General features: G+C 42.4%; 13 protein-coding genes. 1 reads left to right on the forward strand and 12 read right to left on the reverse strand.

The window, feature by feature from the left end; genetic code table 11:
• Window positions 1–35: 35 nt before the first annotated feature.
• The 8 genes from LEP1GSC192_RS04710 to LEP1GSC192_RS04745 form a co-directional block, all read right to left on the reverse strand.
• Complete coding sequence (locus LEP1GSC192_RS04710; protein ID WP_020768840.1) at window positions 36–413, reverse strand: response regulator; 378 nt, start codon at window positions 411–413, stop codon at window positions 36–38.
• A 2-nt stretch (window positions 414–415) separates the two neighbouring features.
• On the reverse strand, window positions 416–1,963 hold the full coding sequence (locus tag LEP1GSC192_RS04715; protein ID WP_020768944.1) for a PAS domain S-box protein: 1,548 nt from the start codon (window positions 1,961–1,963) through the stop codon (window positions 416–418).
• 240 nt (window positions 1,964–2,203) lie between these two features.
• Window positions 2,204–2,596 carry a hypothetical protein gene (locus LEP1GSC192_RS04720; RefSeq protein WP_020768835.1) on the reverse strand — a complete coding sequence of 131 codons (393 nt, stop codon included), beginning with the start codon at window positions 2,594–2,596 and terminating at the stop codon, window positions 2,204–2,206.
• A 19-nt stretch (window positions 2,597–2,615) separates the two neighbouring features.
• Entirely contained in the window at window positions 2,616–5,387 is a 2,772-nt protein-coding gene (locus LEP1GSC192_RS04725; protein ID WP_020768898.1) for a 2-oxoglutarate dehydrogenase E1 component, read from the reverse strand.
• A 13-nt stretch (window positions 5,388–5,400) separates the two neighbouring features.
• The gene (lpdA, locus tag LEP1GSC192_RS04730) at window positions 5,401–6,804 is read right to left on the reverse strand and encodes a dihydrolipoyl dehydrogenase (RefSeq protein ID WP_020768789.1); all 1,404 of its coding nucleotides are present in this window, start codon (window positions 6,802–6,804) and stop codon (window positions 5,401–5,403) included.
• A gap of 15 nt (window positions 6,805–6,819) precedes the next feature.
• Window positions 6,820–8,070 (reverse strand): 2-oxoglutarate dehydrogenase complex dihydrolipoyllysine-residue succinyltransferase, encoded by a 1,251-nt coding sequence (odhB, locus tag LEP1GSC192_RS04735; RefSeq protein WP_036089137.1) that lies wholly within the window; start codon window positions 8,068–8,070, stop codon window positions 6,820–6,822.
• Between the two features lie 140 nt (window positions 8,071–8,210).
• Window positions 8,211–10,667 (reverse strand): penicillin-binding protein 1A, encoded by a 2,457-nt coding sequence (locus LEP1GSC192_RS04740; protein WP_020768979.1) that lies wholly within the window; start codon window positions 10,665–10,667, stop codon window positions 8,211–8,213.
• Window positions 10,664–11,617, reverse strand: a complete 954-nt coding sequence (locus LEP1GSC192_RS04745; RefSeq protein WP_036089096.1) for an MBL fold metallo-hydrolase — start codon at window positions 11,615–11,617, stop codon at window positions 10,664–10,666. The genes LEP1GSC192_RS04740 and LEP1GSC192_RS04745 overlap by 4 nt, the downstream gene beginning before the upstream one ends.
• Before the next feature lie 97 nt (window positions 11,618–11,714).
• Between LEP1GSC192_RS04745 and LEP1GSC192_RS04750 the strand changes: the two genes are divergently transcribed.
• A complete protein-coding gene (locus tag LEP1GSC192_RS04750; protein ID WP_020768814.1) occupies window positions 11,715–12,554 on the forward strand; it encodes a rhomboid family intramembrane serine protease in 840 nt (279 codons plus the stop codon).
• 68 nt (window positions 12,555–12,622) lie between these two features.
• Here the strand turns inward: LEP1GSC192_RS04750 and LEP1GSC192_RS04755 are convergent, their stop codons facing one another.
• The 4 genes from LEP1GSC192_RS04755 to LEP1GSC192_RS04775 form a co-directional block, all read right to left on the reverse strand.
• Window positions 12,623–12,988 (reverse strand): hypothetical protein, encoded by a 366-nt coding sequence (locus LEP1GSC192_RS04755; protein WP_157186890.1) that lies wholly within the window; start codon window positions 12,986–12,988, stop codon window positions 12,623–12,625.
• Between the two features lie 390 nt (window positions 12,989–13,378).
• On the reverse strand, window positions 13,379–20,512 hold the full coding sequence (locus LEP1GSC192_RS04765) for an RHS repeat-associated core domain-containing protein (protein ID WP_020768759.1): 7,134 nt from the start codon (window positions 20,510–20,512) through the stop codon (window positions 13,379–13,381).
• A 254-nt stretch (window positions 20,513–20,766) separates the two neighbouring features.
• Complete coding sequence (locus LEP1GSC192_RS04770) at window positions 20,767–21,576, reverse strand: hypothetical protein (RefSeq protein ID WP_020768983.1); 810 nt, start codon at window positions 21,574–21,576, stop codon at window positions 20,767–20,769.
• A complete protein-coding gene (locus LEP1GSC192_RS04775) occupies window positions 21,573–22,259 on the reverse strand; it encodes an SGNH/GDSL hydrolase family protein (protein WP_020768838.1) in 687 nt (228 codons plus the stop codon). Before LEP1GSC192_RS04775 ends, LEP1GSC192_RS04770 begins: the two co-directional genes overlap by 4 nt.
• Between the last annotated feature and the right edge of the window lie 187 nt (window positions 22,260–22,446).

The raw sequence follows: 22,446 nt of genomic DNA on the forward strand, positions 1-22,446 counted from the left end.
TATGCAAAAGTAAGGGACGAAAAAAATCCTTTGGATCACGGGTTTAAACCCTTGATAAAACCGTTTATTTGTTCCGTAAATTTCCTGGTATCGATCGGTTTCGTAATATAGCCGTCGCATCCGGCTCCGTAAGCTTTTTGTGCATCTCCTTTCATTGCAAAAGCGGTAACGGCTATGATAGGTATATTTTTCGTATTTTCTCTTTCTTTTAACTGTCTAGTAAGTGTAAGCCCATCAACTCCAGGTAATTCTATGTCCATAAGAATTAGATCTAAAGGATAATTTTCTATGATCTGAAGCGCTTCTTCCGCGTTTTCCGCTTTTAAAACCTCATACTCGTCTAATTCCAATAATTCACAAATCAATTTGAGATTTACGATATTATCATCCACAACCAAAACTTTAGGTGGCATATCTATTTACCGTTCAAGATATTTCTAGGAAGTATTATAGTGAATACGGATCCTTTTCCCAACTCACTTTCTACATGTATTGTTCCGTGCATTAATTCCACGATCCTTTTCGTCAAAGCAAGGCCTAGTCCCGTTCCTTGGAATTGCCTGTTGGCTCCGCTGTCTATTTGTTGAAATTCCTCGAAGATCCTGGTTAGATCATTTTCTCCTATACCTATCCCGTCGTCTTCGAATCTCATCCGGATAAATTCCTCACCTTCCGCTTCCATACCTACTCTGATATTTCCTCCTTCGTGACTGAACTTGACTGCGTTGGATAAAAGATTGTATAAGATCTGTTTTATTTTTTGAGGATCCAAGGTCACAAAATCTATCGGATCCTCTACTTTTATCGAAAAATTTATCTTCTTCTTTCTTAACAAAGGACGTATGATGGAGGAAACTTCCTTGATCGCAGTGGATAAAGAGAATGTTTCCAAAAATAATTCCATCTTTCCGGACTCCACCTTAGCCAGATCTAAGACGTCGTTGATCAATTTCAAAAGATGGTTCGCACTATTTAATATATCCGTTAAATATTCCTTTTGTTTTTCATTTAACGGCCCAGGCCTTTCGTCGGAAAGTAATTCCGAAAAACCAATGATACCGTTTAAAGGAGTCCTTAACTCATGAGACATGTTTGCCAAGAATTCACTTTTCAATCTGGCGGTTTCTTTCATTCTTTCATTCTGTTCTTCTAATGCAGCTCTTCTGAATTCTTCCTGTTGTTTTCGTTCGGTGATATCGCGGATAGAACTGGAAACCAGCATACCTTCTTCCGTTTCCAAGGGACTTAAGCTGATTTCCACAGGGAATTCCAAACCGTTCTTCTTCAGCCCATATAATTCCAACCCGCTTCCCATTCCTCGAACTTTTGGATCATTAAAAAAGCCGATCCTATTTTTCGGATGATTGGCTCTGAATCTTTCAGGTACTAAAACTTCAACTGGTTTGTGTAATAATTCTTCTCTGGGATATCCGAATAATTTTTCCGCTTGAGAATTGATGAGTACGATATTCCCCTCCCGATTCACGATCACAACAGCATCGGGTGCGGATTCCAAAAGTCCTCTAAACTTTGCTTCAGCCTTGATCCTCTCTCTAATGTCGCGTATAGCGCTTAGCACCAATGTTGTTTCTTCTGTATGATAGGGACTTAAGCTGATCTCTACCGGAAATTCTGCCCCGTTGGATTTCCTACCAAAAAGTTCCAAACCAGCTCCCATGGTTCTCGTCCTTGGCTGGGTAAAATAATGATCACGATGAGCAATATGATTTTTTCTGAATCTATCCGGGAGAAGGATCTCTATAGGTTGCCCTAAAAGTTCTTCGATTTTGTAATCGAACATTCGAAGAGCTTGTTCATTCACAAATACGATCCTCCCGGAATCGTTTACCATTACGATTGAGTCAGGTAAAGACTCCAGAAGCCCTTTAAATTTGGATTCAATCAGCTTTGCGTCCTGCAAAGCCTTTTCTAATGTGATATTTTTTTCCGTAGGCGTCGCCATATTATATAAGAGTCCGTCTTTATAAGTCCGGCCCCTCGAGGCCCTAAACCGAATGCCAATATAGTTTATATTTTAGAACGAATTATAAGAAATTCGTATATGAGAGACAGATACAATACTTGAAAAAAATTTCCAGATCAAGCGTATTTCAAAAAATTAATATTGGAAAAAATTTATTATCCGACCGTACAAGAAAACGAAGGGTCTTGTAAAAGATTTAGGATTTTCTAAATGAGGCGGTCAGGTAGGATTTAATTTATCCACCCAGAGAGGGCGGCTTCCCACGATTTCTTTACCCACTTTGAAGAGTAAAATATATCTTCCTTCTTTAGGAAAAACTGCATGAGGGATCGGGATCCCGATTTCCACGGGTTCCGAACCGTTATTGACCCGGATATTGCCCCCGACTCCTATCACTTTTTCACCGGTATCTGCGTGTTCTAATTCTAGAGAAAATTCATGGTCTCCTGGGGAAAGATTTGTGACACATACGTATATTCCCCAGGGAGGAAAAACTACGGGAAATTGACCCGTAAAGAACTTAGTAAAAGTCCCTATGATCCCTTTTTTCCCGTTGTCTTCCGAGATAACCCGATCTGCAAACAATAATGCTAATAGAACAGGCTCTCCCACGTTATTCGACGCCTAAGAATCAAACCAGATAAGCGTCTGAAACTAGTTGTTCCTGCTCTTGTGTATGGACTTTCATATGTCCGGCAGCAGGACTTGCGGATTCTTTTCTTCCGGCGTATTTGAGTTTTGCTCCGTTCGGAAGAATATCCTCGAATCTATCTCTTACAAAAGTCCAAGCACCCTGGTTCTTAGGCTCTTCCTGGCACCAAACAAATGTTTTAGCGTTTTTGTAGGTTTTAAGGATTTCCTGTATCTCTTTAGCTGGAAATGGATACACCTGTTCCACTCGGATCAAGGCCGTATTCTGCACCTTATTCTCTTCCCTATATTTTAGAAGATCATAATATACTTTCCCGAAACTAAAGACAATTTTCTCCACTTTATCGGCCTTTAGATCTCCGCCATCCGGAAGAACTTCCTTAAACGCCCCTTTTAAAAGATCGTCTATCGGTGACAGCGCTCCAGGGAAACGTAATAAAGATTTAGGAGTAAAAATAATCAGAGGTTTGCGGAAATTACGCAGAATTTGTCTACGAAGCAAATGGAAATACTGAGCGGCATTCGTACAGTTTGCTACTTGCATATTATTGTCCGCACATAGTTGCAGGAATCTTTCTACCCTACCGGAACTATGTTCCGGTCCTTGTCCTTCGTATCCGTGAGGAAGAAGTACGACAAGACCCGACATCCTCTGCCATTTCACTTCCGAGCTGGAAAGGAATTGGTCGAAGATCACCTGAGTGTTGTTTGCAAAGTCGCCGAACTGAGCTTCCCAAAGAACAAGAGCGCTCGGATCGGAAAGAGAATAACCGTATTCGAAACCTAAAACGGAAAACTCGGACAAGGAAGAGTTCACAACTTCCGCCTTGGCTTGTTTTTCGGAGATATGATTTAGACCTACGTATTTGGCTCCCGTGTTTATATCCACAAGAACCGCGTGTCTATGGGAGAATGTTCCACGCTGGCTGTCCTGGCCGGAAAGACGGACTCTGAATCCGTTTTCCAAGATCGAACCGAAAGAGAGCGCTTCCGCCATTCCGTAATCCAGAGAAACTTTTCCTTCCGCCATTTCTTTACGGCTTTGAAGAAGTTTTACCAGCTTAGGATTCGGAGTAAAACCTTCCGGAACGGTAGTGATCGCTTTTACGATACGATCGATTTGTTCCGCAAGTAGAGATGTAGCAGTTCCGCTATCCAGAGGTTCTTTGGAATATTTCGCCCAAACACCCTGCATAGTATCCACTTTCATCTTGATATCTTGTTCTTTCGCTCTTTGGAAAGAATCTTCTAAACCTTGAGCGGAACCGTTTTTGATGAAGTCCAACTCTTCCGCGGTGATGTCTCCGTCATTTATCAACTTTTTCTCATATAATTGAGCGGTAGGAAGATGGTTCTTTATGATGGAATACATTTTAGGCTGAGTGAATGCAGGCTCATCCGTTTCGTTATGACCCAATCTACGGTAACAGATCAAATCAATGATAAAGTCTTTTTTGAACTTTTGGCGGTATTCCATTCCGAGTTTGGTCACTCGATAAACCGCTTCCGGATCGTCACCGTTTACATGAACGATAGGGATTTGATAACCTTTTGCCAGGTCAGTTGCATACAAAGTGGATCTGGATTCGTTCGGCAAAGTAGTAAATCCGATCTGGTTATTGATCACAATATGGAAAGTCCCGCCTGTAGTATAACCGTCCAGGTTCATTAGGTTGATGGTTTCTGCCACCACACCCTGCCCCGCAAACGCTGCATCTCCGTGTATGGTGATCGGCATAAATTTAGAACGATCCGTATCTCCATACTGCTCTTGGCGAGCACGAACGGAACCTGTAACAACCGGGTTCACCGCTTCCAAGTGACTTGGGTTAAATGCAAGGGAAAGTTTAACTTCCTTTCCGCTTGAAGTCATTTTGCTATTGGAATATCCTAGGTGATACTTAACATCCGCATAACTTCCGGCGCTTTTGTCTGCTTTCTCTTCGAATTCTGCGAATACCAAAGAAGCGGGTTTTTCGATCACGTTAACAAGTACGTTCAATCGTCCTCTATGCGCCATACCGATCACGAGTCCGTCCATTTTGAAACGTCCGGCTTCCTCCACGATCGTGTCGAGCATAGGGATCATACTTTCTCCTCCTTCCAAGGAGAAACGTTTTTTACCTACGTATTTTTTAGCTAAGAATGTTTCCAGATGATCCGCTTGGAATAATTTTTCAAACAATCTGAGACGAGTACTTTTAGGAAGAGGTGCATGGTATTCCGCGGACTCGATCTGATGTTGGAGCCATTCTCTTTCTTCGTCGTTTACTAGATAATATTGTTCGTAACCTACCGTGCTACAGTATGCTTTTTCGAACCAATCCACAACATCTTTCAGTTTTGCACGACCGAGAGAAGGGTTCTGTGTGTCGACTACCGTATCTAGATCCGCGGCAGTTAGATTTCCTAACTTAGATTCGATAAATTTGCGGTTCGGTTGAGAGATCCCGAGAGGATCTAACTTTGCTGCCAAGTGCCCTTGCCTACGATACGCATTCAACAGGTTGATAATCCCCATTTCTCGGATGGATCCGGCCTGAGCATCCGTAAAAGAAGTGGTAACGGCCGTTTTTCCGTTCCCGTTTCCATTGGTACCGTTCTGAGGATAAACTCCGTTAGTCTCTACTTCTTGGAAGAAGAGAGACCATTCTTTGTCCAGAGAGTTCGGGTCCTTTTTAAACTTTTCATAAAGTTCTTCGAGTAATGCCCCGTTCTCTCCGTATAATGCCATCAATTGTTCGATTTTCATGATCGGATCTCCCCTAAGCGTGAATTGCCCACTTGTCTACGGCCATGGCGGCCTCTTTTACGACTTCGGACAATGTAGGATGCGCATGGAAGGAACGTGCTATATCTTCCGAAGAAGCACCGAACTCTACAGCAACCGCAAGCTCAGCGATCATATCCGAGGCTCTAGGCCCGAACACAAACGCTCCCAATACCTTATCCGTTTTTTTATCTGCTAAAATTTTAACTTGGCCTTCCGCTTCATTCATGGCCTTTGCTCTTGCATTCGGCTTGAATAATGACTTACCGACTTTGTATTCCACACCCGCGCTTTTGAGTTCCTCTTCCCCTTTTCCTACCCAAGCCATTTCCGGCCAGGTATAGATAATGCTTGGAACCGCAGCGTAATTAACGTGTCCGGATTGACCCGCGAGTAATTCCGCAAGTGCAACACCTTCTTCTTCCGCCTTATGAGCAAGCATAGGTCCGTCGATCACGTCCCCAATCGCGTAGATACCGGCAGCGCTCGTTTGAAAATGAGAATCTACCTTAATCCTTTTTCTTTCCGTTAATTCGACCCCTGCCGCTTCCAATCCGATCCCATCGATAAACGGCTTTCGGCCGACAGCCACAAGTACAGCATCCGCATCCAATTCGGACTCTTTTCCATCGGGGGCCGCAATCTTTACTTTAGCACCTGATTTAGAAGCAGTCGCTCCTAATACTTTATGTTCGAATAAGAAATTAAAACCTTGGGATTCCAGACTTCTCTGTAATAAACTACCGAAAGAACGGTCCACAGTAGGAAGAAGTCCAGGTAGGAGTTCCACTACCGTCACTTCCGCTCCGAGCCTTCCCCAAACGGAACCAAGCTCTAAACCTATAACTCCTGCACCGATCACTACCAGTTTTTTAGGAACTGTTCGTAGATCGATTGCGTGGTCGGAAGTGATGATCGTTTTTCCGTCCACAGGCAGACTCGGAATATCTATCGGAACGGAGCCGGTCGCCAGAACGATATGTTTGGCGCTTAAAACTTCTTTTTTACCGTCGACCAAGGCGACTTCTACCTGGCCCCCGCCGAGCAGTTTACCAAAACCCTCATAACGAGTGATCTTGTTCTTTTTCATCAAGTAATCCACACCGTCCGTAACTTCTTTGACGATGGTGTTCTTGCGCTCCATAAGTTTGTTTAGGTCCAGAGTGACTTTACCAACTCCAATTCCATGAACATCGGTCTTATGTAAGACCTTATGATATTCTTCCGAAGAATCCAAAAGCGCCTTAGAAGGGATACAACCCACGTTTAAGCAGGTTCCCCCCAAAGTTTTTCTTTTTTCGATGATCCCTGTTTTGAGCCCGAGCTGAGCCGCTCGGATCGCGCCCACATAACCTCCGGGTCCCGATCCGATCACGAGTACGTCGTATTGTTCCGCCATATCTATTAGACTTCCTTAAACATCCAAAAGAAGACGAGTCGGATCTTCGATCGCTTCTTTTACTTTCACCAGGAAAGTAACCGCTTCTTTTCCGTCCACGATCCTGTGATCGTAAGAAAGAGCCACATACATCATAGGTCGGATCACGATCTGATCGTTCACTACTACCGCACGTTTTACAATATTATGAAGTCCCAATATACCACTTTGAGGAGGATTCAGAATAGGTGTGGACATCATAGAGCCGTAGATCCCACCGTTGGAAATAGTGAAAGTTCCACCTTCCATATCGGAAAGATCTATTTTTCCATCCTTCACCTTGTTCGCAAGTCTTACGATCTCGGATTCTATTTGAGCAAAAGTCAGAAGATCCGCATCCCTAACGATCGGGACCACCAAACCTTTGGGACCACCCACTGCTACGCCGATATCGTAATAGTTTTTGTATACGATATCGGTCCCTCTGATCTCGGCATTGATCGCAGGAACATGTTTAAGCGCTCCGATCACCGCCTTGGTGAAGAAACTCATAAATCCAAGACCTACGTTATGTGCGTCCTTGAACTTGTCCTTGTATTTAGTACGAAGATCCATGACCGCGCTCATATCCACTTCGTTAAAAGTGGTCAAGTGAGCCGCGTTATGTTGAGCGGAAACCAAACGATTTGCGATCGTCTGGCGAAGTTTCGTCATCGGAACTATGTTCTCTCTCGGAAGATTTCCTCTGGAAGCGGCAGGAACCGCTTTAGGGATTTCGGGAGAAGGAGCTGACTTTGGCGCTGAGGAAGCTGCGGAAACCGCTACAGCAGGTGCCGACTGTTTGTTTGCAATTGCGTTTAACACGTCTTCTTTGGTAATCTGTCCGTTCTTTCCGGAACCGGAGATAGAAGCAGGATTTAATCCGTTATCATCTATCAATTTGCGAACAGCAGGAGAAAGTGTATCGTTCTGTGTTGCGCTTATCGTATTCGTTGGTGTTGTATTCGTTGAGGAAGGAGTGCTGGAAGTAGGAGCGCTTTTTGCAGAGGCAGAAGGGTCAATGATTCCGATCACTTCTTTGATCTTGACCGTCTCCCCCGGTTTCTTATTAATTTTTTGGAGCACACCCGCCGAGGGGGCCGGTACCTCCATGGTCACCTTATCGGTTTCCAATTCCACCAGGACCTCGTCCTGTTCTACTCGCTCGCCTTCTTTTTTTACCCAGTTTGCTATTGTTGCTTCCGTAATGGATTCACCCATTTCGGGAACCTTGATCTCTATCGACATCTTGATCCTACGGAGGTCGGTGTATACGTCCCATTCCGGGACCGCCTCCATTTCACTTTCGGAAAGCGGAAAAATTCTGTAAAGCCGTTCTTGTCAAATCGGTGTTTTGGACGAATTTTCCCGAAATCACACTCGATTTTTCAGTCCGCTTGCGGTTTAAACTTACGTTCCGTTTTTCCGATCTCTTCGTCGCTGATCTGGTATTCCAACTGCAGGAATTCTCTGAAATCGATCGACTTATGATGGTCCCGATCTCCGTCGCATTGGCGGTTTGCTTGGACGGATTTTGTCACACCTGCTACAGTAATCGGCTTTAAGGTCAGGTTCTGGGTAACCGGACATACTCCGGGCTTAGGAGACAATCCATTATACGCGCAGGTTCCTCCACCTTGTACTTCTTCCGGTTGCGGATCTAAACCGTGCTCATCCTCGAAAGTCGGATAATTTTCACCGTTATAAAAACGACGGTACATTTTTCCCCAAATAGGAACCGCAAGAACCCCTGCAGCCTGCCCTCTCCCGAGTGAAATAGAACTCTTATCAAATCCTAACCAAATCACAGTGGTCAACTTAGGATCGAATCCACAGTACCAGGCATTCGTAAAAGAAGAAGTGGATCCGGTTTTTCCTGCCGCGATCCCCTTATAATTTCCTTGGTCGGGAGAATGAAGCCCGTTCGCTGCAGTTCCTCCCATCGCAACCATGGTCAACATTTTACGAAGAATATAGGCAGTTCCCTCGCTGATAATCTGAATGGAACCGTCTTCTGCCTGCTTATCCAATTCTTCCCGGACCTTTAACTCTTCATTATAAATTACGTTTCCTGACTGATCGATCACATATCGAACGGAAAGCGGGATCACGTTCCTTCCCTTGTTTGCGATGATAGAATACCCCACCGCCATTTCATAAGGACTCAACTCAGCGATTCCCAACGCAAGAGCAGGACTTGGGACAAATCTACTTTTATCAGCCTTTGTTAAACGAGAAGCAAAATCGATGACCGCATCGGCCCCGGTTCGCAAAAGAACCTGAACGGAAACGATGTTTAAGGACATAGAAAGAGCTCTGGAAAGAGGAACCATACCTTGGAAGTCTCCGTCGAAGTCTTGAGGAGACCAACCTTCTCCTTCTTCCGTTAAGGTAGTGAGAGGTGCGTCCATGATCCCAGTTCCGGAACCGACAACCCTTTCCGCAATGGCAGCGCCATACACGAACGGTTTGAAAGAAGAGCCGGTCTGCCTTCTTGCCTGCACCGCACGATTGAACTGGTTTTTAGGAGTAAATTCATATCCTCCGACCATCGTTTCTATATAGCCGTTGGTATGATCAATCGTGATCGCAGCGCCTTCTACGTGAAGGTTCTTACCGAATACTGCGGTCCTTTTTTGGAATTCAGTAAAAGCAGCAGATTCATTATCCGCAGGAAGAAGTAAACTGAGAACATCCGCTGAATCGATAAGTTCTTTTTCCAATGCGACCCTGAAATTTGCCTTATCATCCAAGCGACTCACAAAAGGAGGAGCCACAGGGAATAAGGAACCGATAAAATTATAAAGACCTACAAGACCTCTGTCCGCGCCTCCCGCATAATTCACGGTAACGCCGGAAACTAGATCGTCGTGTTTTTTGAGAGCCTTACGAAGTTCGTCTTGAGCGATCTCCTGTTTGCGGATATCCAGAGTGGTGTAAATTTTTAAACCACCGCTGTAGATCCGATCCTCTCCCAATTCTTTTAATAATCTCTGCCTTACGAATTCGGTAAAATGGGGAGCTCTATTCAGTTTGGTTCCCCAGGTGGATTGAGAAGGCGATTGAGTGATTACGATCGGCCAGTATTTTTCCCAGAATTCATCGTGGATGGTCTGGACCTTATCTTCCGGAATAAATCCCTGAGAAGCCATAAGTTTTAGAACTTCTATATGAGCCCTTTTAGAAGCGGCAGGATTTTTATACGGAGAATAGTCCACCGGCGCCTTAGGAAGTCTCGAAAGAAGTGCAGCTTCCGCCACATCCAGATCCGACACATCCTTATGGAAATATACGTCGGCCGCGGAAGCAAGCCCTGTCGTTCCGTGTCCTAGGTATATTAGGTTAAAATAAATTTCTAATATTTCTTCTTTGGAATATTCCTGTTCGATCTGAAGAGTGAACAAAGCCTCTACGAATTTGCGGATAAAGGATTTTTTCCGATTATTCAAAACGGTTTTAGCAAGCTGTTGTGTAAGAGTGGATCCACCTTGTTTGATCCTACCTGAGATCACGTTAACTGCCGCCGCGCGAAGGATTGCGGAGAAATCTATCCCGAAGTGATTGAAAAAGTTATTATCCTCAACGGAAAGGAAGGCTTGGATCACATGAGGAGGAATATCTTGGTATTTTAGAAGTTGCTGTTTATGGCGATACAATTCCGCATACACGATCCCATTAGTATCGTACAACCGAGTCGGAGTAGTAGGTTGATAGGAGGCCAGGATCGCAAGCTCCCCCCCCTCGTCGACTTCTGCGATGATGTATCCGAAAAACAGACCGCCCAATAAGGCTAAGATCAAAAGTGTTTTTGTAGCTCTGTGAATTCCTTCGCTAAATAGATTCATACGAGTTCGAATTTTATTCCTTCCCTAGCCAAGACTATGGATAGGTCCTTAGCTCCAAGATTTTCAGCATGGGTTCTGGCGTCATCCAAGATGATGGCTAAAATTTCGTCCGAATAGGCGGGTTCATGGTGGGTCAAGGCCAGTTTTTTGACCTCCCAGGAAGAAGCACAATTGACCGCCATAGTGTAAGAGGTATGGCCCCAATCGAATTTTTGGAAGGATTCGTCCAGTGTGTATTGAGCGTCCAAGACCAGAAGATCCGCACCTTTGAAGAACGGTTTTTGCTCCTGGATCAAAGGAAAATCCTCACCGTTGTATTCCGCATCCGTGGCAAAAATAAAACTTTTTCCGTTTTCGGTAAATTTATAGGCGATGGAGCCTCCCGGATGTTTGAGAGCGAGCCATTCCACTTTCACACCGCCGATTTCCAGGATCTCTCCCTTTTGGAGCCTATGGAAATTTCTTTCTGAACCGAAATGATCGAAATGGATGGGGAAAAATCTGGGTTCTTGCTGGTATTTTAATCTTTCCGGCAGATCTTCTAAGGGAGAATAAAAACTGAATTTATTTCCGGGAATGTATAGCGGTTTGAAAAACGGGATCCCATGGATATGATCCCAATGCGTATGAGTGAAAAATACGGATGCTTCTCCCTTCCCTTGCCCGAATTTACCTCGGACTAGATCCTCTCCCAGAATTCTCGCCCCGGTACCCAAATCCACAACTAGTTCTACCCCGGAAGCTCCCATGATCCGAACGCAGGTGGTGTTTCCACCGACTATATAATTCAAAGGTTCTGGCAACCCGTCGAACCATTCTTCGGGAGAAGAGAACGCTTTTCCCTCCGACTTGGCGACCAGTCTCAAAATGGAAATTACTTTCTCCCTGTATTCCTCATTCGATAAGGGGGCAGGAATAGACCCCCGGACTCCGTACAAGAAGATTTCCATCTTAGGAACATTTACTATATTTCCCCCAAACTGTCAAAGGAAACAAAATCCGGATTTAGGTTGTCGTTCGAAAGGAAAAAAGAAAACTAGGGAGTCAATGGCGTCTTTCTCTAGCGGATTCGGTGTCTCAACCTCTCCCCTCGTTCGTAAACTTCTGATATTAAACATAGCGATTTTCGGGATAGAGTTCATTCTGAGCCTGGCTGCCCCTTCCGTTCTTTTGGGCATCCTGGGATTATTCGGTCTGACTCCCGGCCTCGTCTTAGAAAAATTTTTCGGCTGGCAGTTACTCACATACAGCTTCTTTCACACCCCAAATATGTTGATCGGATTCTTATTCGAGATGTTTGCATTTTGGATGTTCGGCTCCGCATTGGAGTCTCACTGGGGGACCAGGAATTTTTTACGTTATTTCATGTTTTGTATCTTCGGAGGCGGAGTTGCTGCGATATTCGCTTCTCTTATAGGGTATCAACAAGGGACCGTATTAGGGATTTCCTCCGTTCTATACGGGTTAATCACTGCTTATGCGTTAATTTGGCCGAATAGAGAGTTATTGTTTTGGGGGATCTTTCCTATCAAAGCAAAGTATCTTGCCATGATTATCCTGGCCGTTCTGGTAATTTTAGGATTACAAGCAGGAACACCGATCGCAAGCGGATTGGGTGGATTCGCGGCCGGTGGACTCTATTTCCTATATTATACGAAAATAAAATATAGATTCGGGATAAAACTCCCCAGCTTCTCATTTTCCAGATGGAGACAAAAAAGAAAAATGGTCCGCTGGCAAGAAGAGATGAAAACCAGAGAAGAAGCTAAAGAAGAAGTGGACCGTCTTTTAGAAAAAATTTCCAAAGAAGGGATGAATTCTCTGAACAAAAAAGAGAAAAAATTCCTGAAAGAAGCTTCGAGTAAATATTATAAAGTGGAAGATTAGGATTTTTTAAAGAAACGTAATGAACGATTGATTTTATAGGGGGAAGCCTCCCCCTCGCTTCAGCCGCGTTACACGCGTCTTCCGCTACCCCCTCTCCGGGGATTTTCTATCTGCGAACCCCGGATCCAATCTGATTGAGGATGCAGAGTAGGTATATAATAGTTAATCTCTTTTTTACATTCTTTCAATTCCTGATGATATTCGAGGCACTTAGCAAGATGGAAGTTGAGAAATTGAGCCGCAGTTATACGAACATCAGGATCAGTCGAATTTGTTCCTGCTATATCAGCTCCAATGACATTACAGCTATCATCTGATGCATCAAATGGGCCACCTTTCTCCTGCAAATTGTATAAACAAGCTGTTCTTTCATTCGTTGGCATACAAGAAATTCCGTAGATACTTATCGCAAGAATTAATATTCTTTTATTCATTTGCCTTTCAGATTTCGAGAGATGTAAATCCACTTGAACTTACAACTCCATACTATTGAGGATGTAGAGTAGGAATATATTTGTTGATTTCCTTATTACATTCTTTGAGTCTCTCTTGGTATTCGGCACATTCTAAAAGAAAAAAATTGAAAAAGTTTAACGCTTCTTGCTTTTGCTGTGGACTAGATGAAGAATCAGTGTAAATTAAAAATTCCCCAGTAGCAAATGCACAACTTTCGTTGCGAACTAGGGTGGAGTTGTTATCAAGTTTATATTTGCAAGCTGTCCTTTCATTAGTGGGAACAATAATGCAGTTAAAGCATAAGATCATTATTACAATAAGAAAGATAGTTGAAAGAAATTTTGGACTACTATGATGCATAAATAATCTTACCATTTGATTTTAAACCTCGCTTTGCGAATTAATAAACGTTCTTTATGTATGAACGTTGCATTATGTAGGAAGTTATATGTATATCCGATCGCATTTTGAGCGGCAAAAAGAAGAGTTCCTCCTGGTAACGCAACAAAAGTATCGAAAGTTGTCGTTGCCATATAGTCTATCCCAGCAACTACAGATTTCCCCGTATTTCCCAATCGATCATAACTACTGGGTAATGCATCAAATTCTCGTTGGTACGCAGCTTTTTGGTTATTTAGCGAGAAGTAATTTCCCCAAGATTGTTTTATCCATTGTTCATTAGCTTTTAAGGCTTTGGGGGATGAGGTCCAAGAATGTCCTTCGTCATGTTCGATTCCCGATTTATCTACGATAGTCAAAGGAGATTTAGGCTTATACATGAAGTAAACCATTAAAGCTAGTGCTGGATTATGGGTAGTTGCGTACACGGTGAGCATCATAGTTAAAGTATCCTTGTTAGGTAAATAACCTCCACATCTACCCGCTCCCTGAAAATTCCCAAATACTCCGTAATTCAATCCACTAGTCGGACAGCCACCTATATGAGTTGCCATGACTTGTTGGTGTTGTAGTAAAACGATCATCATAGTCTCATTCTGCTTTTGCTGGCTATACTGTTCCTGAGAAAATAAGAATGCAGTTAACCAAAATAACGAATCCAGGCTATGACCATCCGGATCGATTTTGTTTGTAGGATTTCCTCCCACATACATATATCGATTTAAACCGTTAACCCCTTTGTCGAATCTATCATCTCCTTGAGCAAATCTTCCCAAGAACGGATCATAAAATCTTGATTTATAATAATACAAGCCTGTTTCACTATCGGAAACCTGACCCGTAAACTTATATCTAAAAATATCAGGACCCGTCGAATCCGAATAATTGATCTCTCCATAAGGAAGATAACTAACTTTACTAACTCCCGACTGTCCGGGACCTGAGGCTGGATTTCCATCTGCATCAGTCAACATCGTTGTAGATCCCAAATGATCCGTTAAATAAAAATAAGCCCCCACTGTCGGCACTCCGGCTCCGCGAAGTCTACCGTTACTTCTTCCAAGTGCAAGCGGAGAAGCCTCCTCAGTGTTCACTTGTTTTGCAAGTATATTCCAAGGTGTATTTTCATTTCTAGCGCCTAAAACTCCATTACAGTCTTGTAATAATGATATTCCGAAAAAGGATACAAGTAACATCGGAGAACTCAAGCCTCCAAGCTTCATTCTTTGGAGGATTTCATTTCCTTTAAGTAAGAAAGGATACATCAGATAGAGAAAACTCAAGAAAAATAGAACATATCCAAATCGAAAGAATGCAGTAGGAACTCCATTCTGGAAAAACATCGAATAGGTAAGAAATCCTTTAAATGGAGACAATATCCGATTCTTCCAATATGTTTCGCAGTCTATCACTACTCCTGAACAAAGTCCCATCTGATCCAACCAAGTTCCGGAACTGCTGATAAATCCCGTTCCACTTTCTGTTTCCCGATTTTCCGAGATCAGGGTCGCATCTGTTCTTGTTAGTTGGACTAAAATTTCTCCACCTAAACCTTTAACATACATTGTATGTTTAGGCCTCGCTCCCCGAGCCTGGACTAGCTCGTAAAGATCTAATAAGTTATAAGTAGTCGTAAACCGATTCTCTGATTTTACCCTCTCTCCAGAATAATCGTAAGTATATTTGATCCTTCCTCCTTCGTTCATCTCATATTCGGTCATTTTTCCGTACGAGTCGTAATGAAGAATGTCTCCGTCCCGAGATATCATGTTCCCGGAAGCATCGTAAGAATAACGTAAAGTTCCAGGTCTATTATTATATACTTTTGTAACGGCATGAATATGGCTCGGGTCCCCGTAAGTATAAACGAATTTTCCTTTTTGGATCAGGTTTCCGTCGGCACTATAGGAATAATTCTCTGTTCCATAGCTACCCGTTGCCGATAAAAGTCGATTGTGCAGATCATAGGTATATACTTGAGAACTTCTAGGATTTTTTAGATCGGATTGTTTTAATACGTTTTCCGATCCGTCGTAGGCGTAAGATAGAGATTGTAAAACTCTTCCATCCTCATTACGAGAGCTTAAGAAAGTGGTCTGAAAATTACTCAAATCGATTTTACGATCCGTGACTGTTCCGTTTCCTAAAGTCTTTCTAAGAATTACTTCTCCATCCTGAAAGATCGGTCCTTCATATTCGGCAACGACTGCTCCTCTGCTGGAACCGTCTGCGGAATCCATTGTAATATTCTTCAAATTTCCGTTTAAAGAATAACTCTGGTGTATTTTACTTCCGTCAGGATACACAATTTGGATCGCTCTTCCTAAGGAATCATACTCCATTTCTAAAATAAAGATATGCTCATCTATAATCTTTTTTTGATAGATAGATTTACCTTGAGCATTATAGGCAATTTCAGTCACTCCGGAAGCATCGGTGATCTTACTCACTCTCCCTATTCCATTAGGACGAGAAGTATTATCATATTCATTTACGATCGGAACCTCTCCACCGCTAGGAGTCGTTTTTATGATCCTGCCGAGTAAGTCGTAAGTAAATGTTTGGCTTTTACCCCTGGCATCCGTTTGTTTGATGATCTTTCCCGCTTTATCATAGGAATAGGTGATTGTCCCTGAATCCAGATCGCTAGTACTGATCCTTCTGCCTCCCACATCATATACAAATCTCGTAATATTTCCTATCGTATCGGTAATTTTAGAAGGTTGCCCAAAAGGAGAATATACCGTCGCGATTGTCTTTCCGTTATCCGTTTTCGAAATAACCTGACCTAATTCATTTTTCGTTTCACTGAAGGATTTCTCTACTCCATCGAAATAATGGACAATTTTATTCGTTGTTAGAGCTGAATACGACAGAGTAGTAAGATTTGTTCCATTAGGCCCGGTGAAACTGCTTCCAGTCGGCCTAAGATCCGGATCATTATAATTGTATTCTGTCCAGTAAGGAGCGGTATTGGTGAAATACGGATTGGATTTCCTTAAAATCAAACCATTTGTGTAATTGTAAACGGTATCTGTGATCAGATCTATTCCGCTTTCTGCGGTATTCGATATGCTGCGAATTGTATTACCGAAAGGATCCGAATATTCTATACTGATTGTTTCTGTTCCACTTGTCGTATCTCTTACCGTTTTTATCAAATGCTGAGTATTAGAGTGATCGCCTAAATCGAACTTTGCAGGATTTTTATATTCATAAGATTCATTCCAATCAGTATTTCCTGGATAAGTTATAGTAAGTAAGCGACCGAATGTATCATACGTTTTCTTTGTTGTTGCTCCGTTTGCATCCGTTCGGGATAATTCTAGTCCTAAAATAAGATCATATATTGAAGTTTCTTTTTGACCTAAAGCATTCGTTTTTCCAACCGGAAAGGAATGGATTGTAGGATCGAGTTCCATCGTCGTTGTTGCACCAAATAGGTCAGTAGATGCAATCGGGTTCCCATAAGAATCATAGGAATAAGTTGTGATTTGCTCCGCAGATGTACCCGGAAACTGTGTTGTGGAAAGGATCGTATCATTTTGGTAGACTAATTTTTGATCTTCTACTAAAGTACCGTCCACGGTTTTTTGGTTTCGAATGACCCTACCAATCCTCCAGGTATCAATATCATGAACAATTTGTGTATCCGTAGAAATTATATGACTTCCGATTGTTTCCGTTTGATTTGTGGAGAAACCGTATGGATCAATCGAAAGACTCGTATTAGTTGTGATTTCTAAATTTCCATTATGGTACGAACTTTTAGATAAATTTGTCGCGATAAAAAGTTCCGTATTAAACGGATTTAGAAATTGAAAGCCGCTATAAACAGTCTTGTGAACAAGATTCCCTTGTGAGTTATAATTGTTTATCTCACTTGGAATCCCAGCCAATCTATAATCATTCTGAAAATATTCGGTTGATTTATAAAAGCCGGTGCCATTTTCTTTTTCACTTACTTTTGCAAACCCGAGACTTCTCGCAATCCCTCTTACCCCCGAATAAAACCTTGCATTCGAATAGGAAAAACTTTCCGATGTAGTAATCCCGCTTCCGATATCCGTATTCAGACTCGTTACCAAAAAACCGGGAGAATTATCCACTAAATTAGGATAATCGCCTGTGCCTGCGGAAATGGCTCCGGAATGCAGATGTTTAGCGGTGTAAGCAACTGAAGAAGTCTGCACACCGTTTGTGACCGAAACAATATCGTCTTCAGAAACCGTTTTCGCATTCGTTTTTCGAATGAGAACATGACCTTGGGTCTTATCCATCCAAAGTTTCACAAGAAGAGCGTCCGAAAAACCGTCCCCATTCGTATCTTGGATCATAAGTTGACCTATGTCCGCCTTATAGACACCGTTTGTGGTTTGTTCGTTTAATACAAATTGACCGAATCCGAACGAAGAGTTATACGCAAGAGATCCCGCTCCGTTGGAGAGATAACTTTCTACATTATGATTTTCTTTATTATATAAGATCAGATCCTGCAAACCGTCTCCGTTCACATCCCCGAAATTAAATTGAGAAACATTCTTAACGTCGCTTGTATTCAGGTTGCTTGCCACTTGAGAACCGAAACCCTTCGAAGTATTTAGTGAAACCTTGATCTTGCCTCCCACAATCGTAATAAAATCCGGAAGACCATCCGAATTCACATCTCCAAAAAAACTTCTGAGTTTATCCGCACTCGTTCCCAGATCCAGTTGGGAGGTGGTAGAAGTTTTAGTAGAAAGATTAAAATAAGTTACATCCAAACGATATCTAGTCGTTCCGGAAGCAGTTTCGCTGATGGAATTGAGTTGAGCTTGCAAACTAGATTGAGTAGAAGAAATGGGAGTGATTAGATTTGCATAAATTAACTGCAAATCCGAAGCCAAAGTATTAGAAGAAGGGATATCCGTTCCAGCTAAGGCCGCCTGCAGCTGAGAGATATCCGTATAATTTGGATCCGAATTCACGCACGCCACATTTTCTCCGGAGCTATTTGCTACCAATATAACAGAGCTCAAATCGATGTCCGTACCTAAACTTTGAACATAAGCAGAACATCCGATCAAATAATAATCGATCAGGGAATTAAAATCGGAAGCGGAAACAGAAGTTGGACCGGAACTTAGGATGGTATTCAAAACATCGTTCTGAGTCGTATATGTATTCGTGATCGTTTCCGCTTGGGAATTCGCCTGATCCAATAAAGCGCTAACCGCAGTATATTCCGGATTTTCGCTGTATTTCACAAGTCTCACATATTCGGCTTTGCTGTCTGAGTTTATATCAATGAACTCATTAATATAATAATTCGAGGTTCCTGTGATCTGGACCGCGTTTGCGAAACTTCCCTTTTGGTTGATATAGATATTAAATTTGGAACCGTCATAATGAATAAAATCCGTAAGCCCGTCCCCGTTCATATCGCTGAACCAATCCGCAGGAGACTTGTCCGAAGCCATTCTTTTAGTATTTGTACTGGAATATTCGAAATAATAGGAATAGGGAGAGAAAACAGTCATGTTCCGATTGGCGGCAGGGATACTCACGTTTGAAAACGTAGTCGCAGAACTGAATGAGGTGGATTTAGAATAAATTACCGTAAGTTTACCGCCGCTTTCATAAGCAAAATCCGTCCTGCCGTCTCCGTCCAAATCCACGGCTTGGGAAAATGTATTATAGTGCAAAGGGACCGCAGGACTTAAGAAACTATTAGTAGAATCTATATTACCGTTCTTTAATGGGAATGCTCTCAGTCGAATACTGTTATTTGTTTCGGAGCCTACCACTGCTGCAAAGTCCATCAATCCATCTCCATCTAGATCCATTGGCATCCAATTCGTAAGACCGGAATCAATACCGGAAGCGCAATAGGTAGGACCTCCCCAGTTATTATAATCCAAACAAAGAGATACTAAATTTTCGAAGAAGACTTGATTCCCTCCCCAACAAGGAGCATATGCAGCACATAAACAAGCCGCAGGGCCCAAATTGCAACTGTCCCTTTCCGGAACAGGCATCCTCATAGCATACTGTAAATAATCCGCCATTCTCTTTTCCGAGGCAGCAGGCTGGGTCGGCAGAGGATTCTGAAACATTAAATTTGCGTAAAGAAGAAGACCGCTCGGAACGAACAAGTTCAAGGCCGAGAGTGTCGTGTTGAGATTTGAATCGGAAACATCCGACAAAGTAAAGCCGTCACTGCCGTAATTAAAATTTAAGTCAGCATAACTTTCCGAACCGAAAGAGTTGCTTTCACTCCTGCTCAAAGAAGTTAATACGGATCTTCCTGACAAAGATCCGTTAGAATATCCTAATTCATATTCTCGAACTAAAGAACCATCCACCGAGATTTCTATAGACTCCAATCTTTTAGTAGTCTGGACCAAAGAACCGTTAAAATATGCAGGATTCGAATCAGAACGATCTTCGTACTCAAATTGGATGCTCCTATTTTGATACGTAATTTGATTCGGATAATATTCTCCGGTCGCAGTATCTTCTACGTAAGTCACGTTATACCCATTACCGAACGGATCTCTTACTTGGCTGAGTGTCCAAGCTCTCACAGAACCGTTTCTGCCTAATGCCTCAATTCGGGAATCTGCGGTGGAACCGAAAGAATACGTTATTCCATCTTTATCCGTTGCAACCCAGGAACAGGGACCATCTCCACATATCCCAGTAGGGATAAATCTTATCCAAGATTCCCTTTTAGAGTGAAACGTCGAAAGATTTCCGGAAATATCAATAAGAGGTCCGACTTGAGAAGATACATAATCGTCTGCTCCATCATAATTGATCCCGAAACTAGGATCTCTTGAAATAGAATGGATTCCGGAAAGTTCCCAACCCACACCGATCAGTCCGTTTCTTCCGCTTGAAGAGTAAGAGAAAGACAAGTTGGGCAATATTCCTTTAGTTCCCGGAGGAAGAACGATTTCTATATTAGTAATCAGAGATCCGGAAGGAGATGCGGAAAGTTTTGGAAGTGTTTGCGGAACAAGATTACCAGTAATACTCGATATAATGGATTGGATCGAAAACCCGCTGAATAAAAAATATGAAACAAGTAATAGGAAAAGACCAACTAACTTTCTTTGCATTCTAAAATCCTTATAAAACCAGGACCCTTTTACGCTTTTATTTAGAATTCAGTCAATAGAATTGACTCAAGTTCGACAAATTTAATATAGATATTCATGAAAGCCACAGGGGCAGTCATATTATTTATAGAAAATACGAATGTGATCTACTCAAAGAACGATATTGATAAATCGGCGTAATGAGGGAGCCTTTTGGATTATTGTCGAATCGCAAGGCTGTACAGTTATAATATTCACTCTCAAACCTTGTGCGTCTATTCCGGAGTCTCCCCGAAAGTAAACATCTGCTGATAACCCAGTTTAAAACCCTGATCGTAGGTATTATCCTTTCTCATTCCATATAATCCGCTAAAAAAAACTCTCCCGCCGCCGTCTCCTATCTTATACTGGACTCCCGGATGAAGATTAAATGAATCGGAACGAGGAGTGGGGATCGTATTTTCGACTGCCATACGATAGGTGGCTTCCAGAACTAGGATCCAATTCGAACTTGTATCATAAGAAAGAGTGGCACCCGCTTCCATATAACGATAATATTTGTCTTGGACCGGATCTCTGAATTTGGAATCGGTCTCTCTTTCGTATAAACCGAAAGCCTGGAACTTAGTTTTACCAAAATCTAAAACAAATCCCAAATGAGGACGGACCAAAAGAAGCTCCGGATTTCTTTCTCCGATCCAGGGTTCGGATGCAGAAGGTCCGTAAACGTTCACACCTCCTCCTATTGAAAATATTCCTAAAGTGAAAAACGTTTTTAAACCCGCTCTCCATCTGTCCCAACCGCTCCAAGTAGTTGCTTGTGTGGCATATTGGTCCACATATCCGTAACCAGCAGAAATTGAAAAATGATCCCCCAGTTTCAATTCTCCATCCAAAGAAATCTTACGATTCCTGTCATAATCCTTAGAATTCCTGTATTCTTTTGCATCCGCGCTAATTACAAAAATATTATATACTCCGACAGATTGCCCCCAGACCGGATAGGGGATCGAAGTTTTATCCGAAGCAAAAATTTCCGTAAGAGGGCTCAAGAATGCCAGAAGAAGGAATAACCTATATTTCATAATAGGAACTCCAACCAGAACTCCGGCAAAGTAGCGTTAAGGTATTCTCTCACTCTTTGGGAAAGAATACCATATCCTTCGTCGGTAAGATGGCCTCCGTCCAATAACATTTCCGTATGGATCAGATCTTCCGGATCGATCCTCGGCAAAAAGGTTACCTTCTTCTTCATTTCTAGATTGATCATGGACGCGGCTTTTACAGGCCAAGGAAGTTGCACTGTCCATACGTTCAGAACGATAATATAGTCGCAATGTTCGTTCAATATCTCAAGAGTCTCGAGCTGTCTTTGTACAGTGGCATCGACTTCTTCCCAAGTGGGTTCGAAATTATTCAGGAAATCATTTACACCGCCGTTCAACATGCAGGACCTATATCTTCCCGTTTCGTTTTTAGCGGCCTCTTGGATCTCGTAAGTCCTTCTACCTGGAAACGCCTTCTTATAAGTCTCAAATTCAGGGAACTGCTCTTCTATAGGCCAGAAGGCGGAGATACTATCCCCAAAAAGAGCGAAGCTAGGTTTGTATAATCCGGACTCTTTAGATCGGATATCCTTATCTTGAACGCATGCTCCCAACAAAAGAAACATCGCCAAAACAAAAATCCAGGACCGATTAAAAACTCTTTGAGTTCCTAAAAAATAGGAGAGAAGTCCCAACTTCTCCAATAAATAAATTATATTCATTTTTCATAATGCTCTATTAATTAGGACAAGAAAAGAAAGGAGAATGTTCCCGTTTTTCGAAAAACAGAACAACGGAGACCGAAGTTCAACAAATATTAAAGTGCACTTTAATATTATATTTTTTTAATATATATGGAACGTGGTTCATTTTCGTAGATTCTAAACGAGGAAATTATTCCCTAAGTAG

Origin of the sequence: Leptospira sp. B5-022 (genome assembly GCF_000347035.1) — a bacterium.
GTDB classification, from domain to species: domain Bacteria; phylum Spirochaetota; class Leptospiria; order Leptospirales; family Leptospiraceae; genus Leptospira_B; species Leptospira_B cinconiae.

Coding starts and splice junctions, on each gene's coding strand:
- LEP1GSC192_RS04710 (WP_020768840.1), bottom strand. CDS start 413: ATGCCACCTAAAGTTTTGGTTGTGGATGATAATATCGTAAATCTCAAA.
- LEP1GSC192_RS04715 (WP_020768944.1), bottom strand. CDS start 1,963: ATGGCGACGCCTACGGAAAAAAATATCACATTAGAAAAGGCTTTGCAG.
- LEP1GSC192_RS04725 (WP_020768898.1), bottom strand. CDS start 5,387: ATGAAAATCGAACAATTGATGGCATTATACGGAGAGAACGGGGCATTA.
- lpdA (WP_020768789.1), bottom strand. CDS start 6,804: ATGGCGGAACAATACGACGTACTCGTGATCGGATCGGGACCCGGAGGT.
- odhB (WP_036089137.1), bottom strand. CDS start 8,070: ATGTCGATAGAGATCAAGGTTCCCGAAATGGGTGAATCCATTACGGAA.
- LEP1GSC192_RS04740 (WP_020768979.1), bottom strand. CDS start 10,667: ATGAATCTATTTAGCGAAGGAATTCACAGAGCTACAAAAACACTTTTG.
- LEP1GSC192_RS04745 (WP_036089096.1), bottom strand. CDS start 11,617: ATGGAAATCTTCTTGTACGGAGTCCGGGGGTCTATTCCTGCCCCCTTA.
- LEP1GSC192_RS04750 (WP_020768814.1), top strand. CDS start 11,715: ATGGCGTCTTTCTCTAGCGGATTCGGTGTCTCAACCTCTCCCCTCGTT.
- LEP1GSC192_RS04755 (WP_157186890.1), bottom strand. CDS start 12,988: ATGAATAAAAGAATATTAATTCTTGCGATAAGTATCTACGGAATTTCT.
- LEP1GSC192_RS04765 (WP_020768759.1), bottom strand. CDS start 20,512: ATGCAAAGAAAGTTAGTTGGTCTTTTCCTATTACTTGTTTCATATTTT.
- LEP1GSC192_RS04770 (WP_020768983.1), bottom strand. CDS start 21,576: ATGAAATATAGGTTATTCCTTCTTCTGGCATTCTTGAGCCCTCTTACG.
- LEP1GSC192_RS04775 (WP_020768838.1), bottom strand. CDS start 22,259: ATGAATATAATTTATTTATTGGAGAAGTTGGGACTTCTCTCCTATTTT.